The organism is Chryseobacterium sp. CBSDS_008 (genome assembly GCF_049959325.1).
Lineage (GTDB): Bacteria > Bacteroidota > Bacteroidia > Flavobacteriales > Weeksellaceae > Chryseobacterium.
This window is the reverse complement of record NZ_CP188202.1, coordinates 2,051,632-2,067,290: the sequence shown is the minus strand read 5'-3', so window position 1 is coordinate 2,067,290 and position 15,659 is coordinate 2,051,632. Positions and strand designations below refer to the sequence as shown.

The 15,659-nt window shown below is 37.4% G+C and carries 16 protein-coding genes; 14 read left to right on the top strand and 2 right to left on the bottom strand.

Annotated features, from left to right (window positions below; translation table 11 throughout):
• Positions 1–39: 39 nt before the first annotated feature.
• The 14 genes from ACP3T3_RS09200 to ACP3T3_RS09135 all read left to right on the top strand — a co-directional run bounded on the left by ACP3T3_RS09200 (position 40) and on the right by ACP3T3_RS09135 (position 12,392).
• Positions 40–1,014 carry a DUF2931 family protein gene (locus ACP3T3_RS09200; RefSeq protein WP_426479585.1) on the top strand — a complete coding sequence of 325 codons (975 nt, stop codon included), beginning with the start codon at positions 40–42 and terminating at the stop codon, positions 1,012–1,014.
• Between the two features lie 34 nt (positions 1,015–1,048).
• Complete coding sequence (locus ACP3T3_RS09195) at positions 1,049–2,464, top strand: T6SS phospholipase effector Tle1-like catalytic domain-containing protein (RefSeq protein WP_426479584.1); 1,416 nt, start codon at positions 1,049–1,051, stop codon at positions 2,462–2,464.
• Between the two features lie 41 nt (positions 2,465–2,505).
• The gene (locus tag ACP3T3_RS09190; RefSeq protein ID WP_426479583.1) at positions 2,506–3,543 is read left to right on the top strand and encodes a hypothetical protein; all 1,038 of its coding nucleotides are present in this window, start codon (positions 2,506–2,508) and stop codon (positions 3,541–3,543) included.
• Positions 3,544–3,575: 32 nt separating this feature from the next.
• A complete protein-coding gene (locus tag ACP3T3_RS09185; protein ID WP_426479582.1) occupies positions 3,576–4,064 on the top strand; it encodes a DUF4280 domain-containing protein in 489 nt (162 codons plus the stop codon).
• Between the two features lie 11 nt (positions 4,065–4,075).
• Positions 4,076–6,895, top strand: a complete 2,820-nt coding sequence (locus ACP3T3_RS09180) for an OmpA family protein (RefSeq protein WP_426479581.1) — start codon at positions 4,076–4,078, stop codon at positions 6,893–6,895.
• A 4-nt stretch (positions 6,896–6,899) separates the two neighbouring features.
• Positions 6,900–7,523, top strand: coding sequence for a hypothetical protein (locus ACP3T3_RS09175; protein ID WP_426479580.1), 624 nt, complete (start codon positions 6,900–6,902; stop codon positions 7,521–7,523).
• Between the two features lie 12 nt (positions 7,524–7,535).
• Positions 7,536–8,246: a hypothetical protein gene (locus ACP3T3_RS09170; protein ID WP_426479579.1), complete on the top strand. Its 711-nt coding sequence runs from the start codon at positions 7,536–7,538 to the stop codon at positions 8,244–8,246.
• A gap of 8 nt (positions 8,247–8,254) precedes the next feature.
• Positions 8,255–9,046, top strand: coding sequence for a hypothetical protein (locus tag ACP3T3_RS09165; protein ID WP_426479578.1), 792 nt, complete (start codon positions 8,255–8,257; stop codon positions 9,044–9,046).
• Between the two features lie 97 nt (positions 9,047–9,143).
• The gene (locus ACP3T3_RS09160) at positions 9,144–9,926 is read left to right on the top strand and encodes a hypothetical protein (RefSeq protein WP_426479577.1); all 783 of its coding nucleotides are present in this window, start codon (positions 9,144–9,146) and stop codon (positions 9,924–9,926) included.
• Entirely contained in the window at positions 9,926–10,486 is a 561-nt protein-coding gene (locus ACP3T3_RS09155) for a LemA family protein (RefSeq protein WP_426479576.1), read from the top strand. Before ACP3T3_RS09160 ends, ACP3T3_RS09155 begins: the two co-directional genes overlap by 1 nt.
• Complete coding sequence (locus ACP3T3_RS09150) at positions 10,467–10,847, top strand: hypothetical protein (RefSeq protein ID WP_426479575.1); 381 nt, start codon at positions 10,467–10,469, stop codon at positions 10,845–10,847. Before ACP3T3_RS09155 ends, ACP3T3_RS09150 begins: the two co-directional genes overlap by 20 nt.
• A 20-nt stretch (positions 10,848–10,867) precedes the next feature.
• Positions 10,868–11,182: a hypothetical protein gene (locus ACP3T3_RS09145; RefSeq protein ID WP_426479574.1), complete on the top strand. Its 315-nt coding sequence runs from the start codon at positions 10,868–10,870 to the stop codon at positions 11,180–11,182.
• Positions 11,183–11,190: 8 nt separating this feature from the next.
• Positions 11,191–11,520, top strand: a complete 330-nt coding sequence (locus ACP3T3_RS09140) for a hypothetical protein (RefSeq protein WP_426479573.1) — start codon at positions 11,191–11,193, stop codon at positions 11,518–11,520.
• Positions 11,521–11,672: 152 nt separating this feature from the next.
• Positions 11,673–12,392 (top strand): hypothetical protein, encoded by a 720-nt coding sequence (locus tag ACP3T3_RS09135; RefSeq protein ID WP_426479572.1) that lies wholly within the window; start codon positions 11,673–11,675, stop codon positions 12,390–12,392.
• A gap of 211 nt (positions 12,393–12,603) precedes the next feature.
• Here the strand turns inward: ACP3T3_RS09135 and ACP3T3_RS09130 are convergent, their stop codons facing one another.
• Positions 12,604–14,394, bottom strand: a complete 1,791-nt coding sequence (locus tag ACP3T3_RS09130; RefSeq protein ID WP_426479571.1) for an endonuclease — start codon at positions 14,392–14,394, stop codon at positions 12,604–12,606.
• A gap of 736 nt (positions 14,395–15,130) precedes the next feature.
• Complete coding sequence (locus tag ACP3T3_RS09125) at positions 15,131–15,658, bottom strand: DUF4136 domain-containing protein (protein WP_426479570.1); 528 nt, start codon at positions 15,656–15,658, stop codon at positions 15,131–15,133.
• Position 15,659: the final 1 nt, after the last annotated feature.

Here is a 15,659-nt window from a genome sequence, read left to right as displayed (position 1 = left end):
ATAGGGTGTTTTTCATTAACGAATTGTCAGAATAAAAAAATGGAAGAAAAATACAATTGGCTGGGAACCGTTTCTGCCCCGCAGGAATATCCGATGGAAGTATATGAAGGAGCTATTGTTGCCGATGGTTTTACCTATGCTTTTGATGCAATCTGGGGAACACAGAATACAGGATGGGGTAAAGAAGGCGGTACCATGAACGTGACCACCGAAAGAATGGAGGCTCCCCATGAGCTGGAATTCACATGGTATTCTCTGGTTGAAAAGAAATTCTACACCGGAAAATGGAATCTTGATAAACAAAAGATTAAAAACCTTTTTGATCAGGGATTTATAGATCAGGACACAAAAAAGAAATCTACATACAACACTTTTGTAGTAGGATTAGCTCCACAGGGAAGAGTTGTACTTTGGATGAAAGGTCCCGGGAACCAGCAAGAAATAGGCGCTTTCCAGGCTCATGATACCATTATTACCAAAGAAAAAGCATACGATAATGCCCAGTATATGCTGAAAGACGGCTTTGCAGACAGAATGCTGAAAGATCCGTCTTACAAGACATTCAAGCCGGAAGTTCGCGAGAAAATTGAAAAAGAAGGCTATCCGCCAGCAGATATTTATAACGTATACAGAGAAAAATACAACTGGAAACCTTCCGTGATTCTTCCTGAAGGAGCCACATGGATAGATTTCGGTTTTACCAATTATAACGGAGAGCAGGAAAATCTTTTTGATCAGAGCTTAAAAGAAAATACCTACAAGAGCAGAGCTGTACCAAAATTCTGCGGTTTTTACTGGAAAGATAAAAACAACAACAGATATGCGGTATGGATAGACGCTTTTGATGACAAAGAAATATTTGATCTGTTTCAGAAACTGGGAAAAGACAAAAATATTGATCTTACCATTACAGTCAACGAAGACAATACTAAAGTCTTAGTATCCTTAGAATCTGAAAAAGAAAAACTGGCCGTTACCAAAGCAAAAATCAGGGTATCCCGAAAAATAGAATGATAGCATTCACCCAGTCAATTTAAAAACAAGAACTATGCACAACAATCAATTTGGAAGTTATACACCATCTGTATCCAAAGAGGAAGTACTGGATATTACCATTGGGATTTTTTTTGACGGAACCCTGAATAATAAAACCAATACAGACGAAAGAAAAAAAGGGACAGATGCCCATAAAAAACATGGCGGTAAATCTTCAGATAATACCAGCTACAACAATGACTGGAGTAATGTAGCCCGTATGTGGGATAATTATGATAAAAACTTCGGAATTTATATAGAAGGGATCGGTACTCAGGATAAAGAAGGAGATGCTACGCTGGGATATGCTTTCGGAACTGGCGAAACCGGGATCAGGTCGAAGGTAAGAAAAGGCTGTGAAGAAATTGTAAAAAAGGTAAAAACCATTAAAGCAGAAAAGAAAGCCGATAAAATTGCCATGCTTACTTTTGATGTATTCGGATTCAGCCGTGGTGCCGCTGCAGCCCGTAATTTTGTATACGAAATCGGAAAAGCAAAATATAAAGCCACTTCACGCACGGTTGCCAACGAAGCCGTTTCCGTTACTACCTATTCGGATGACGATGGAAAAGGAGTAGCTTCAGAAGAACTTCCAAAATGGGGACATCTTGGCCTTAAACTCGAAGAAGCAGGATTAAAAGTAGATGTTTTAAAAGTAAGATTCCTGGGAATTTACGATACTGTTTCTTCCTATTCAAAATACCTGTCACCAGTACCCGATTTCAGCAATGACGTAGAAGAACTGAGCCTGAATGATATCGGAAAAGCCCAGACAGTCGTTCACTTTACTGCAGAAGATGAACACAGGGAAAATTTTGACCTTACGAGAGTACATATCGGAACTGAAAAAACATTCCCCGGAGTACACTGTGACGTAGGAGGTGCCTATGAAAACGGACAGGAAACGTGGGAGGAAGTTGAAACATCCTGGACAACCAGCTCCAAATTAAAAGCATTAAAAACAGAGCTCGAAAATGAAGGTTGGTATGGAAAAGACGAACTTACCATTACTCCCGGATTTTATCTGTCACTAAGAGGGTCGCGCTATCTGCTGAAAACTTACAGCTATATTCCTCTGCATTTTATGGCGGAATACAGTGTTGGAAAAAACCTTCCGATAACCATTAAGAAACTGACAGACGATAAATATTCCATTTTGGATGATCCGTTTTTAATAGGAATAAAAGACCGTCTAAGACCCTATGTAATGGGAGACGGTAAACCTTATTCCTTCAAACATTATAAAAATCTGCGTGATGCCTACGGAGGAAACGAAATCCCGGAAAACCGTTATGCAGACTATCAGAAAGAAGTAAAGGAACAGGACGATTTAAGAAAGCTTCGTCATAAATACCTTCACTGGTCGGCAAGAAGAGAAGGAATTGGTATGGATCCGAGACCAAACAGAACAAGGGTTATCCATTTTTAATAATAGTATACAAAGAAAGCAGTTGAAGCAGGAATATTTTTATGCAGAAATACAACATACATACCGTTCAGAAAGATGAAACTTTAAAAAGTATAGCCTCGCTGTACGGGCTCGATAAAGATGCATTAAAACTCTTCCATAATAACCATTGTGCTGTTAAGGATATGATACTGATCAACCTTAACGGACAGAAAGAACTCTTTGTTCCGAGAACAGCTGTTGCAGATAAAAACTTTTTGGTACAATTCGGAAGAGGAAACAGCCTTATCCTTCAGCCGGAAAATTCAGTGCGGAAATACAGTGTTGTCATTACCATTGAAAAAGGAAATACCCAAAGTGAATTAAAATATGAAACATCCGTTCGCTGGCTGAAAACAGAAAAAGGGCATTTTTTTGAGATAGACAGGACTTCGAACTTATATCTCAACGAAGAAGAAGTGAATGAAATTGCAGATCTGCTGGCCTACAGAACATCAAAGGTTTTATATCCTTTACAGATCAGTACAGATGAACATGGGAAATTTGAAACCGTAGAAAACGCTGAAACATTTCCCAAAAGATGGCCTGCTGTAAAAGAAGAATTATATAAAGAATTTGAAGGCGAAACCGTGGATGGGTACTGCGGAAAGATTGAAAAAGTGATCAGCCAGCCTGAAGCCATCAGTCTTTACCTTAAAAATGATTATTTCATCCGTGCTTTATTCTTTGGGATATACCAAAGTTTCGGCAAGGAATATAGAACAGAAATGACAGCAACCTTTCCGGTAGTGGACAATCCGATTGAACCCAGATATAAATTGACACTGGAAACAGATCCGCTAAAAGGAGAAACAGGGCTGATCACTATAGAAGGATCCGGAACATTATATGAAGAAAGAGACATTGATGACTTTATAAGAAAATCACCCTTTTCATTGATTATAGAAGATGAGCCTGTAATGAATGAAGAAGGAACTTTCAGACTCATAAGCTATTTGAAAGGAGAAACTTCACTTCCGGAATCTCTTTACCTGGAATGCAGTATCATGCTGCAGGAGGAGAAAAAGATTTCAGTATCAGTTTCAGGAATTGATGAATAATAAATTACCACCTCACCAAAGATAAAATTAATATGGCAGAAAAACATATTGTAGTACAGGGCGCCATGTGCAAATGCCAGTTCGGGCAGGTTCCGGATAAGCTTAAAGTACTCACACATCAAAAAGAATATGCCAACGATAAAAGCGCTTCCAAAAAACTGATCGCCACCACGAAAGAAATAGGAGCAGCCACATTTGAAAAAAATACATTCGGAAACTGTACCAAAATGGGAGTTCCGCCGCCACCCTGCAAAATTATGGTTACAGAATGGCAGAAATTCTATGATAAAGTACAGCTCAGCAATGGCGGATATATCATTGTAGAAGACAGCAAAGCAGTATGTGCCATTGCCGGAACGCCATGCATTGAAATTATAGACCACGGACAGAGAGCTGAAGCCAGCCAGCAGAATTTCAAAAATGCAGACAAAGATGTCCAGCAGCAGATCAATCCGTTGGTAGATTCCGAAGAAATGTATAATGAGCAGCCTTCAGGAGGAGGGCAGGATAGTGCAATCTAAATGATAAGAAAATGGCAAAAGGCGTAAAAAAAATAAAAGTTGTAAGCGGACTGTATTACCCCAAAATGTCTGTACTAGGGCAAAGGGTAACAATAAAACCGGATCAGTGGGTGCAGTTTGGTGTTGAAGAATGGCTGCCGGGAACCACAGATGCAGACAAAAAAAAGCCTCTTACCTGGATGAGACAAAACAGCAGCAGGAAAATTATTATCAATCAGATGACGTCTGCAGGAGGATATAAATTTTTAATAGATAAACAATATTGCGGAAGCTATCAGTTTTATATTGAAGCCAGTCTTTCAGGAGTAAGAGATACCAAAAGTAATACAGGATTATTTGTAAAAGGCTGGTGTGATCCCATTATTGTAAGCAGCAAATGGTCCACACAAAAAAACAGCAAAAGCATAAAAAACAATAAAAAAACTGAGTATATTTCCTATGGGCATATTGTTCATCTGAACCTGATGACGGAAGGACTGAATGGAAATACCGTCAGCATTGAACTGTGGAACCAGCAGTCGGCAAAAGCAGATAAACTGGTACATACCTACAATAATGTACAGGTAATAGATGGGGAAGTAAATCTGAAAATAGAAAATACCTTTGCCTGGATGGCGTATGTGGATAATATTCAGAATGTGGAAGAATTCTATGTTAAAGTTAAAGATACAGCATCAAAACAATACATCAAAGATAAACTTGGTGATGATCTTCACGCCATCTACCTGAATGTCAAAAATAAAATAGTTACCACCAATACCAACGGAGCCCAGAATCAGACTCCAACCAAAGTATATAAGCCGGATGTAAACTCCGTAAGGCAGGAACCATGTAAGTTTGAGACCATCAAGATCACTGAAAATGAAACAAAAGATGGAAAAGCCAACAATACTATAGCTACCGTATTTAAAAACGGGGACGGTGTAAAGCAGATAAAATCTGCGGCATTACAGGAGCATATTCAGAGAACGATCTTTTATAAATTTGATTCCACAGTCATAGATAAAGATGGAGTAGCCATCCTGAATAATGTACTCAAATTCCTCCTCGAGCATAAAGATTCCACCATGAATCTCAGTGGCTATGCCTGCGTTATAGGAAAAGAAAATTACAACAGAGGACTTTCCCAAAGAAGGGCCGATGTGGTAAAAAAATTCTTTGCAGACGGAGGATTAGATCCCAGAAGAATCATCTCAGTAGGAAAAGGAGAAGTAGATCCCACAGATGATAAAATGGGAAGAGATAATATCAAATACAAAAACGAAAAAGACTACGAAAACAACCGTAGAGTAGACATCTCGTTTGTATTCAATGCCCACGATGCCCAGACGATCAATTATGCTGTAATAGCCCCTACTTCAGCTACAAAAAAAGAACTTATCATTGATGTTACAGGATTTGATACCAACAGCTGTTTCAGAGACACCAAAAACAAGCATAAAAAAGAAATTTATATTGTAGACGCAGGACTGGCAATAGATAAAGGAGATCCGAAGAAAAGCTTTCAAACACCATCCTTTCCTTATGAAGTGTATGCTCCGCTGAGCAGGTATAACTTTGGAGGAGGAGTAGGATTTGATGCCCAATCCATGACCCTCATGCAATATATATGGCCTGCATCTGCCAATCCCAATCAGTTTCATATGCATGTGCATACCTGCAGATATTACAGCAATGAAAAAAGAACCACGGTATTAATCAAAGCATATCCGGATATAAAATGGAGGTTTGCCTTTTTTATCAACCTGAGCAACAGCTTAAGTATAAAATGGCAGAAAATGACTCCTGAAAAACATAAAGAACTTCGAAGCAAAGCATTGAGCCTGGCCAATGAAGAAAAAGGAAAATATACAGACGTAGAATTCGGAGTTGAGCTTAAAGCTTCTTATGACAAACAAAAAGATGGAAGCTATTACTGTAAACCGGAGCTTACCCTGAAATATAAAGACAAGATCAGTAAACTTTTCTCCATCATTTCTTCCGTTAAAAAAATGTCTCAGGGGATCACATCACAAACAAAAGGGGTGGTGTCCAAAGGAGTAGGAAGAAAGCTGCCGTTTGAAATAAAATTAAATGCCCCCGCATTATATTTTGGAGCAGAATGGGAAGCAGATGTGAATGAAGCACATTCTGATATAGGAACCAAACTGATGCTCTTTATCGAAGCAAAGCCTTTGGTTGAGCTGGCGATTGTTTTTGACCTTTTGGCCTTAATTGTTCAGGCAGGAGTTGCTGTAGCTTCAGCCGGAACAGGAAATGCACTGGCTCTTGAAATCTTCAGTATGGTAAGAGAATGGGCAAGCAAAGGATATGAAACAGAACATGTAGTTATCAACTTTAAAATGTACATTGATCTCGAAGTAAAAGGAAAAGTAGATGGCGTTATTGATGGTTCATTCAGTACCGTTAAAGGAGATAAGGAAGTTAACTTTGATCTGAGCTCAAACATCACAGTCGAATTAAAATCAGGACTTGAATTAAAAGGAATGTTTGTGGTTATCGGGACTACAAAAAAACCGGAGCTGGAAGGGCATGTCGAAGGAAAATTAACAGCAGGAGCTACCATGGGAATTACTTCAGGGCATAAATTAAAATATGACTCTACTGCAGGAATTTATTATATCCCGAGTTTAAGTATAGACCCATGTGTGGGAACTGTAGTCATCATGGTAAAAGCCGGATTTACCTATAAAAAAGTAAGCTCAGACTGGACTCCGGTGAATTACAACAGAACCCGTACATTTTTTGACGGATTTAATATCATGAAATATTTAGCAGAATTAGCCGGTTATGATAACAAAATATTACTTTGGGAAAAAAAGAAAAATTAAAAATATGCTTCTACTTTTAATGATGTCTCTGTTTATATCATGCAGTACCGCAAAAGAGGACTTATCCAATGTTCTTTTTCCTGTGAAAAAAGAAAAGATTTTAAACGGACTTGACTATACAGAAAAGAAATCTGCATTAGATGAAAATCTTATCGCCTATCAGGTAAAAGATATGAATGCTTTTAGCTTATATGGACAGTATTTCGCCAATGAAATTAAAAGCAATTCTGCAACGTATGCCGGAAAAAATTATCTTGAGCTTTTAGGAGATGCAAAAGAGATAAACGGCTATAAAATCCATCTGTATACACAGAAGGAAAGCGAAAAGCTGGAAAAACTCCTTCTTGGAAAACTGGGAAAACCAGCCTTTGATAAAGGAAACGAAACAGAAAGAAATATCATCTGGGAAACTTCCGGAAAGCTCTACATTCTCAATAGTGGAAACGCCGAAATACAAGGCGAAAAAACAAAAGAATCGGATCTGTTGTGTTTAAATACTAACTTTACCACACTGATCATTAATGCTACCCAGGCTACAAAATATTCTGAGTACTTGAAATTCAGGATAAAAAACAATAAAAAGGTAGAAAATTACCCGTATAGTGTATACAGTAAAGAACAAGATTAAATAAAAAGTTGAATGAAAAAGATCGTTATATGCCAAATCGCTTTGAGCTTTGTTCTCATGAACTGTCAGGAAAAAGGAACAGACAAATCAGTTTCCCAGACAGCCAATACCAACGTTACCAATAAAGCAGTAAACAACACACAAGGAAAAATGGATTTTAAAGATCTGAAATTCGGAACCAATGGAGAAGACCTGCTTAAAGGAATTGGATTAAGTAGTAACGACAATGCTTCAGGTGATTTTAATACCTCGGTGGATTATGTTGAATTTCAATTTCCAAAAGATAAAAACCTGAACCTGTCGTTGTTTAATAACGCCCTGCAACCGGCTGCGGATGACGTTTCCGTTTTTTATTCAAAGAACGATAAAAAAATATGGTGCTACGAAATGGTATTGCAAAATAATCCGAATACAGATGCCATCCTGAGCGCTATTGAAAAAAAAGCAGGACATAAAGCTGACTTTTCAGATAAAAAAGTAAATACAAAAGAAAGACCCATTTTCCTTGATGAAAACGGAGAATTCAAAACAGATCATATAGAAGAAACAATACAGGTTTGGGAGGACAAGGAAGCTAAAACAACCTTCTTCACCATTCACACCGTTAATCTTTCTAAGAAACCCAATGAAAATACATTGAAGATCTTTGCTTTAGATAAAACAAACCCGAAATATAAAGAATGGGTTTCTTACCGCAGTCTCGATATGTTTTACAATAAATAACCACAATAATGGCCAAAGAACCTTACTATACCATTGATTTTACTGCTGTTTATTGCAAATTCGAAGTTCTGGTGAATGACATCCCCGTTATCGCCCTGGAAACCGAAGGACAAATGTCTCCCAATGTTCCTGTTAATTTCGGAATAAGCAGTTCCGGGGAACAAAAAATTGAGATTAAACTTCTGCCGGTTACAGGAGAACAGCATATAGATTCAAGAACTGCATTTCAATATACGGTCAAATTATTTGATGTTTTTAATGATCAGTTTGTTCATGAAAAAGATTGTGGTCATTTCCAGTTTTCAGAAAAGGAAACCGCAAAGAAACTGCCTTCACTAAGTCATAAATCATCCTTTCAGGCTGAAATTCCTTATAAAATGATGAGCTGGGAACAAAGCCGTGATCTGCTGTCCATTTCAAAAGATAATTCTTACCTTAGTACAAAACTGGATTCAGCATACAAAAAAATAAGCAGTCTTATCAGCTCAAAACAATATGAATCTTACTTTGAAATGATAAAGAACCGTGAAAAAAATATGGCTCTATCCATGTATTTAAGCAATGCAGATACAAAAGCAAGGCTAAACAGCTTATTAGAAGATTTTAATAATGGATTTAGAATGATGCCGCTGCCGGAAGACAGGATTCTGAAAATCTATGGCAATGGAAAACTGGCAACCTATAAAAAATTAAACGGAGAACCTGCATTTTTCCTTTATAAAGACCAAACCGGTGAAGAATTAATGCTGGAGCTGATGTTTCATATTCCACAAGGAAAAGAAGAATTCGAAGTCATTTAAAAAAAGAAAAGTAATACTGAAGGAAGATAGTAAATACAATAACTTTACAAAAATATTGTATTAAATTTTTGAAAAGTAAAGTGCTCGGACAAAGTAGATGGAAGGTAACAAAGGAAGATCATACATAGGGTATATTATTCTGGGAATAATAGCATCATGTTTTATTTATTTTATATTATGGGTTATTTTCAAAGATAAAATGCCATTACATGAATATGCTTATGAAATTGCCAATAACTATGACAGCTATGCGGAAAAGGCCATAATTATTATTCCTTTAGCGGTTTTTGTTCTGATCTTTATCACCTTAATGAAACCTGGTGCCGGAAAACGGTTTTTACGTTTACAGTCATCTCTTCCAACTTCAAAAATCCATTCAGTAGCCAAAGGACTGGTAGAAATTGAAGGGGCCTTAATCATGAAAGATCCTTTATCTTCACCGGTGAAGAATGAAGTCTGTATCGGATATTATTATACCATAGAAGATATTGAGAGAGATTCTGATGGTAAAGAAAGCTACCGAACCATTCACAGGGAAACACAGTGCAATGTTTTCCAGGTCACAGATGCTACCGGAACAATAGACGTAGAGGCGGAAGGAATTGAGCTGGTCTTATTGGGAGAAACCAATATAAGCAGCCATAGCGGTAAAAGGTACAAAGAAACGCTTTTAAAAGACGGGCAGAAAATGCTGTTGGTAGGCTATGCGGATTCCAAAAACGGAGTTCCTTTCATCAGAAAAGATGAACATTATAAAATTCTCGGAATTACATCAGCATCAGGAATCACAGTGTGGAACAAATACCAGCCATTGCTGAGGTCATTTATGTTTACCTGCTCCATTATCCTTTTAATAATTATTTATATACTTACACAATAATGAATCAGACGGTCGCCATCATATTACTTATTCTGCTGGGAGTAGTTATCATCAGCTTTTTGATCAATCTGTATAACAAGCTGGTTATGCTCAAATTTAACGTTGAAAAAGCTTACGGAAATATTGATGTAGTGCTGAAACAGCGTGCAGATGAGATCCCCAATCTTGTTACGGTTGCCAAACACTTTATGAACTATGAGGAAAAGCTCCTTGCCCGCCTTACAGAACTCAGGACCTTTTATCATAACAGTACGGATGCAGATAAAAGAACAGAGATTGCCAATGAAACCTCAAAAGCACTTTCTTCATTCTTTGCTGTTTCAGAAAACTATCCCGAACTGAAGTCTAATAATAATTTCCTTGAACTGCAGAAAAGAATTTCCGATCTGGAGAACAGAATAGCAGACAGAAGAGAATTTTTTAATGACAGCGTTAACCTTTATAACATAGGAATCCATGAATTTCCCAATGTGATATTGGCGAAAATGTTAGGCTATAAAGACAAAACTTTACTGGAAATAACAAACGAAGAAAAACAGTATGACGGGGTTCAGTTTTAATACCTTTTTCGGATTAGAAGATAAAATAGCGGATTTCCCGGAAGTAACCATTTTCGGCGCTATGTTTCTGCCGCTTTTGTTGTTTATTCCGGTTGCCGTGATAGGATGGATTTTCAGAAAGCTTACATTCAATATGTATATCATTCATGTGTTGATGTATACTTTGCTTTTTACATTTATATTGGGGGCTATCACCATATTTGTACTTTTTTTTATTACCGATAAAAACGGAGTGAAACTGGCCTATTGCTGGCTTACAGTACTAATGGGAATGTTTTTTTTCAGTTTAATCAATGCCAATACCATCACCAAAATGTTTACCGACTGGTCTAAAATAATTAAAGAAAAAAACAATCAGTAATTTCAGGAAAAATATTTAATATGATGAAAAAAGCAAGGATTGTAATATTGATTTTTGTTGTACTGATCAATATCTGCTGTGGAAATAAATCATTTGACCTGTCAGCCGTATCATTGGGTGAAGATGCAAAAAAATATGATTTTGAAAACAAAGACCTGTTTCTCAAAGATACAGCCAAACCAGACATTATTCAGTACTATGCTGATGAAAATAAAGGAATATCCTATGGAAATATTCCGTTAGACAATACAATGGGCACAAGAATTACAGTGTATAAAGGAAAAGTAGGTGCTATTGATACCAATGCTGCGAAAAATATACCCTGGAATTTGTAGAAAAAATAATGAAACAGCATGGAAAACCTACAGCTTCTATTACAGATAAAGCAACTGTAGATACCCAATTTATAAAGCCTATCTTTGAAAAGCTTAAAAAACTGTCCCCGGAAAAAGTTTCATACAATCAAAATGAGAAAGACTCATTTACCTATCCGGCCTCTTTTTTCTGGGACGATGGAAGAAATTACTCCATATTGAGTATCTCCATTGAAAATGACGGAAGAATAAGAAATAAATACATTGCTGTTACCAAAGATGCATACCGCAACAACGCCGTGTTTGGATTAAAATTTCCCACACCTCCTGCATCCCCATGGTATAAGTATATGAATTAAATGTAAGTGGCAAAATAAAAAGAAATATACTTCTTATCGAGGGAATGAAAGAAGTAAAAGCAAGAACAAAATGAATAAAATTCATTTTTCCATATACTTGAATCCTATTTTTTCTGTTTTATTATTGATAACCGGATACTAACACTAACATTATGAAGAAATTGAAATATGCATTAATATCAATGATCTGTTTGGAATTTGCTTCATGCAGCCAGCAGCAAAATAAAGATAGTGAGTCTGTGGTTGAAACACAGGGAAGTACTCAGACAGAGCCCTTTAATCTTGCAAACGTTACTGTCGGACAAAATATCAATGAAATTTTAAAATCTGCCGGAGCAACAGCAAAAGAAGCCGTACGCACCAATGAAGTAACCCTGATAGGAAATGAAAGACTGGCTTTTGCATCAAAAGAACTATTGCATTTCAATGGGATAGATTTAGAAGGAAAGAATAATAAAAATATCAATAAAGTCCTTTTACATTATGGAAAAGTAGACCAGGAGATTGGCCCGCTTGCCAATGAAAAAGAAGACGAATTAGGAATGTACCAGATTGATATTTATACAGAGCAGCAAAAAACAGCACTCTTTGAAAACCTAAACAAAACACTTCAGAAACCCACTTTTGATACCCTACGCGAAAGCTTTGAATCAGAAGTTAAAGACAATGAGATTATTCAGACCCATAATAAACTCAGACAGGAAGTAGCGATCTGGAAAAATAAAGATATGCTCTATTATTACTGCGAAACCAAAGTAGACAACAGACCTGATGAATACCGCTGCCATCTTTTCGTTTTCAAAAATAAAGAGTGGAAAGACCTTCTGAAAGGATCAGGATATCCGGATCTGGATAAAATATCTCTGAATTAATTGAATTAAGATAAGAACAAACAAAAAAAATAAAACATTTGCTTAGTCGGATCAGCTTGCTGATTCCTCTTTGCCCTCTAAAATAAAATATTATAAAAATAAAACCTTTGCGTAAAAACATTAGCTCAATCAGCAAAATGTGCGATAGTTTAAAAAACACAAAATGCCGGTTTAAAAAGACCGGCATTTTTATATTGAATCAGTATTTGAATTACTTTACAAGGAACTGCATTGTCACCTGATCCAGCTTCAAAATATAAACTCCCTGACCAAGATTTCTGGTTTTAATAGAGTTTCCGTTTCTGAAAGGCTGATCAATCGTCTGAAGAGTTTTCCCCTGAAGATTATAAATCTCAGCTTTTTTTACCTGCTGAAGATCTCCTTTTACAAAAATCTCCTGATTGGTAACAGGGTTCGGAGAAATCTTAAAACTGTTGGACGTGTTTTTAGCAGCTGTATTTTGAACCATTCTTGCACTTGATCCGGAATAGCAGGTCCATGCAAGGTCATCAATAGCTACTCTGTTGCTTGTTGAATTATTAACCAGGCTTACCACCACATTTCCGGAAATATTGATATTGCTGATGGTAGTAGTTGTAGATGAAGTGCTGTAAGGAATAGTTCCTACCGTTGTTCCGTTTACCTTTACGTCAAAAGTACCATTAGTTCCTGAGAATTTAAGCTGTGTCGTCACTGTTAAAGATCCAATACCGTTGGCAGAGCTGCCGGAAGTTAAAGAACCGTTTCTTACGGTAATAGCCTTATTGTTGATAGTCTGATCTGTTCTTGCATCCGTTGCTGTCCAGGAAATGCCTCCGTTGCTCCATGTTCTGGTTGTATAGGTAGAATTGGCAGCAGGAATTGTTTCAAAATTTTCATTGGCACAGTTCGTTGCCGGAGTTGTACCTCCTGAGTTGGTGGTACCGGAAACCGTTGAGCTGTTTGATGAAGAATTTCCTGCGGCATCTTTTGCTACCACATAAAAGCTGTAAGTTGTGGAAGGAGTAAGCCCTGAAATTGTTGTGGAAGTAGAGTTTACTGTAGTTTTCAGACTTCCGTTCATATAAACATTATAGGCCGTTACCCCTACATTATCAGTGGAAGCGTTCCATGCCAGAGAGATGCTGCTGGAAGTTGTTCCTGAAACATTCAGTCCTGTTGCTGCAGTAGGTGCCTGAGTATCACCTGAAGGCTGCTGAGAGCCCCAGATAAGATTTACATAATTCGGATTGTCTATGAAAGGATTTCTGTTCCCCTGGAAAGTATATGATGCGTTATTTCTTTTGATCTCAGCCTGGGAAACCGGATCCTGGTTATGCCATGCCAGCAGAACATTCAGCTCCCATGTCTGTAATCCAGGGAATGTAGAGCTTCCCAGCATGTCTCCTGATGAGAAAGTAGAAAGTTTGCTTTGATAACGGGTTACAAAATAGAAAATCATACGGGCCACATCTCCTTTAAACTCGTCAATCGGCTCAAATACTGTCCCCGAATATCCTGAAGAAATGGAAGTTCCAAGCTTTGAGCCATTCTGTGATGTAAAAGAAGCACTTCCTACCTTTCCGAAAGGATAATTACTTCTCATTCCGTTTACTTTCCCGTCTGTTGCTCTGATAAAGTGAATATCAGCAACCATTGGAGAGGCTTGGTTGAAAAGGCTTTGAGGCACAATATGCTCCCTGTTATAGCAATTTCCTTCCGTAGAGTACGTACCACACTGGTTGGTACCGGGAGTATAGGTATAAGAATCAGCAGCTGTAGGCTTTTCAGAATAAATATCAAGGATAGTCCCGTCATTTTCGTAGTCCTTATCAATGTCAGTGGTTTTATATGCTGTCCAAAGTCCACTGTAGCCTTTATCAATATGCCCGTTGGTGATAATGCTGCTTAATTCAGTTTTCAGTGCTGCACCGCTTAGTCCACTGGCAGAATTGTAGTATCCTGCAGGAGCCTGAGCGTGGGCAAGTCCCGCGAATACAGAAAATAAGATGATTTTTTTCATATGAATATAAGTTTCAGCAAGAATACTACATTTTTGCGAATAAAAAATTACGGAATCGTTAATTTTGAAATGTACAGCATGTAAGATCGTCGAAGACTTGTTTGGTGATTCGGGATTCGAGATTTTGGGTTTAGGATCTGTGTTTTAGGTTTTGAAGTTGGGTTTCTGGGTTTGACTGTAGATTCTTAATTTCTATATTGAATAAGACTGGGCTTTAGCCCGGTTTAGGTAAAATAGTTTTTCATTCGGCTTTAGCCAAAAAAGTTTCCCAATCCATAAAAATCCAAAAAGAATCTGTGCAAATCCGTGTTATCTGTGGGAAAAATAATTTCTATATTGAATAAGACTGGGCTTTAGCCCGGCTTAAGATCAAATCGTTCATTCGGCTTTAGCCAAAAAAAGTTTCCCAATCCATAAAAATCCAAAAAATCTGTGCAAATCCGTGTTATCTGTGGGAAAAATAATTTCATATTCAATAGGGCCGGGCTTTAGCCCGGTTTAGGTAAAATAGTTTTCATTCGGCTTTAGCCAAAACTTAAATAATAGAAGTGGCTGTCTCAAAAAGTCAAGTAATCTGACTTTATCATTCTGACGTATGAAGAATCTTGTTGATAATCAAATAAATGAGAGATAGCCTCACTCTGCAAATCTGTATAATCGGTGAGAAAAACATCTATTATTCCCATAAAAAAAGCCGATACAAAACGTACCGGCTATATAATGGATGACTTACATCTTATTTTCTTTGTGGCGGATAATTTTTCATGATCTCAGCCATGATTTCAGGAATCTGTCTCTGTTTTGCTTTTGGAGAATCTACAGAAATTCCGCTTCCGATACCCTGCCAGACCAATTTGTTGCTTTTTGCATCAATAAGGTCAACAATCAGTGCTCCTTCATTATAATTCGTGGTCCATGTTCTGTTCATTCCAACGCCCCATCCGAATGGTCCGCCCCATCCCCACATTCCGTAAGGTGAAGAGGAATTGATATCGGTAACCTTTTTATGATTTGCTTTTACGTTGATAATCAGATCAGGGCTTTCTCCGGATTGAAGTCCTTTGCTCTGAAGCTGTCTGGACAGTTCATTCAGCACTCTGTCTTTATCAATATCATTCAGTTTCAGATCATCAATTCTTATTTTATAGGTTTTGTAAGAATTGAAATTGGCGGTTTCAGCATAGTCTGAACGTACCTGAAAAGGGCTACAGGAAGTTAAACCTAATGTAGCAGATGCCAACAAAATAAAAATATATTTTTTCATT